This window comes from Methylobacterium sp. E-016 (genome assembly GCF_022829745.1).
Taxonomy (GTDB): Bacteria; Pseudomonadota; Alphaproteobacteria; order Rhizobiales; family Beijerinckiaceae; genus Methylobacterium.
In genome coordinates this window covers 1-2,605 of sequence record NZ_JAKSYF010000080.1, presented here as the reverse complement: position 1 = coordinate 2,605, position 2,605 = coordinate 1, and the positions used below count along the sequence as shown (strand labels likewise).

At 58.7% G+C, this 2,605-nt stretch carries 1 protein-coding gene and 3 pseudogenes; all 4 read right to left on the bottom strand.

What is annotated here, in order from left to right; translation table 11 throughout:
- Positions 1–239: 239 nt before the first annotated feature.
- A pseudogene (locus MKK68_RS10170) lies at positions 240–467 on the bottom strand (IS630 family transposase); the annotation flags it as partial.
- A gap of 305 nt (positions 468–772) precedes the next feature.
- Complete coding sequence (locus MKK68_RS10165) at positions 773–1,855, bottom strand: DUF4214 domain-containing protein (protein ID WP_244030140.1); 1,083 nt, start codon at positions 1,853–1,855, stop codon at positions 773–775.
- Between the two features lie 234 nt (positions 1,856–2,089).
- Positions 2,090–2,455 (bottom strand): annotated as a pseudogene (locus MKK68_RS10160) (Y-family DNA polymerase); the annotation flags it as partial.
- A gap of 9 nt (positions 2,456–2,464) precedes the next feature.
- Positions 2,465–2,605: pseudogene (locus tag MKK68_RS10155) on the bottom strand (IS481 family transposase); the annotation flags it as partial.

The following is a 2,605-nucleotide window of genomic DNA, read 5'->3' as shown; positions in this document are numbered from 1 at the left end:
GCGCCAAGCTCGACGTCTCGTTCTTCCGATACCTCGGCGATCGCCTCGGCATCCCAGACAGCGCAACCGTCCCGCCCCTGCCGGACCTTGTCAGAAACGCCGCAACAGCATGACCGCCCGGTGATCTGCCCCGGTTACCCGTGAGCGAGCCGCCTGCCCTCATCGCTGCCCTGACGGGCCTCGGCCTTCCGCTGGAGCGCATCGGCCTGGAGGCGTACTCGCTAACGGCGTGGCTGCACGAGAACCCAGTCGCGCACCGTCTGCAGCCCGACCCCGCCGATCTCGGCCGCCTCCAAGCGCAGACCACCCGCGGCAATCACCGACAGCGCTAACAGACGGCGGGTCTGCGCTGGATCACGCGAACCCTTGGCCAGACAGCGCAAGGCCGCGGCATCGAAATCCGATCGCAGCGGCACCGGAGCAGCGATCCCATCCTTCGCAGGCTCCAAACCCGAGGAGGGAATCACGACCCGGACGGCGACACCAACCTACGTGAGTCACGCTCAATGGGGTCTGGTATCAGTGTCTCTCGTGCGGGGGTGACGCTGGAGATCGCGGAAAGCCCGGAAGCGCAGATCCACCTCGTCGGCTCATCGAGGGCGGCTTCCAGCTCGGCGGGTAAGAGGGCCAAGCATCAGTTAAATAGAAGTGGGGTCACAATCAGCGCTAAGCGTGACCCCACTTCTGTAGAAGTCAATTTGTGATAATGAAGTCAATTTGCAAATCGGAGCATGGTTTATCTCCGATCTACGATTTCGGGCGTAAAACCGAACTACGCAATTCCATGATCGAGAAGAATACCGTTTTGGAGTTGATGGTCGGTATTGTTATGGTTTTCCGCACTCTCGGAGAAGCCAAGAAGAACATCGCCTCGGTCTAAAACGTGATTGGCCAAGGCGTTGGTCCAATTTGTAAATCCAGCTTGATCAGGCCCTCGATGCAAAGTGTTAGCGTACAAATTTGTCACAAACTGTCCGTCACTAATAGACGAACCATAAGTTTGCTGTGACTCCGGAGATGCGACGAAAGCATCTGCCATCTGATTAATGTTGACCGTGCCATTATCAATGAGCTGAACATTGTGCGTCAAACCGGGAGTGTCAGGAACTCGGTTGAACTCCGCCTGGTACAATCGATAGACTTGACCAGCGCTTCCGTTAAAATCAAGTGCCAGCGTGTGGTCCTGAAAGTCTACTCTTTCCACGCCCGTAGTGAAGGACGTTGCCCCCGAGGTATTATTGTGAAATCCCACTACACCATTTTGAGATGCCGCCGTATATTGTCCGATTGTTCCTGAGAAGATTACCGTATCACGCCCGGCTCCGCCGTTGATGATATCGTTTCCGCCGTTGCTATAGATTAGATCGTTGCCGCCGAATGCAGTGATTGTGTCATTACCTGCAGTTCCCCGCAGCAAATCGGCTCCCTCGGTGCCATTGATCACAAGTCCAGGCGTGCCAGGATTGGTGTTCGTACCACCCGTACCCGTACCAGTGCCCGTACCAAGCAACACACCTGTTAGATCTTTGACCGTGCCGAGCAGAACGTCCACAGTCGCAGGGATCAATCCGTCTCCGGCTCCTGCCGAACCGCCGCCCAGCAGGCCGCCGAGAAGCCCACCATTCCCACCAGTCAATCCAGTCCCGAGGTCAACGCCAAGATTGATCACCGGCGACGTGGCCGTGGATGTTGGCGTGCTACCACCGATGCTCCCATCCACTGTGATGACGGAGGTCGTCCCCCCGGCTCCGACATGGAGATCGAGGAGGGATCCCAAATCAAGGTTGAGAAGGTTTCCCGATCCCGTCGGACTAGCGGATCCGCCAAGTCCCAGATTGATGCCCAGCAGCGCCATGTCCGTTCTCCCGGTTGCGTTCTCGATAGTACCACTCAGGGTGGTATTCTATCAGGCGAAGATGGCTATGAAATACAACTCAGAATTGTTATTCTGGCGGAGATTAGTCGCGGTTAATATTACTTAAGTACTACGCAGGTTTCTCAATTGCTCGACAGTCACACTTGACCCTCTATGAGTCCGTCCGATAAGTTATAACGTTTGGCCGAGCCTTCGAACGAGGATCATGACGGCGTGGTTCGTGCCGAGGCCTTCCCGCCGGAGCTTCTCGCCTAGCCGCGTCGCGTGCGCCGAGACCGCCTGCTCCAGCGTCGCCCGGTCCTCGATCCGGGTCGAGAACGAGCGGGTGACCGCGCAGCCCTTACGCTGGGCGGGCGACGCACCGAGCGGCAGGCAGGACAGGCCGCGCAGCTCGTGGATGATGCGCTCGCCCACCATCGTCAGCGCCTTGCGCACCGGCCGCGGGTCGAAGTCGGCAAGATCCGCCACGCTGTCGACCCCCATGGCTTCGAGCTTGGCGAGCGAGGCCCGGCCGATGCCCTAGACCTCAGCCGCAGGGATGCGGCAAAGCCAGTGGTCGTAGGCCTCAGGGTCGGTCAACCACCCGCACTAGGTGTATGGTCCCGGGATGAGGTGTGACGGGTCGATCCTGAAGCGATTGGGCTCTTTCGTCCAGGCGTTCAGGATGAACTCGGTGGGTGTCAGGCCCCGCAGGGTCTTGAGCCGACGAGCGTGATTGTAGGCATCGAC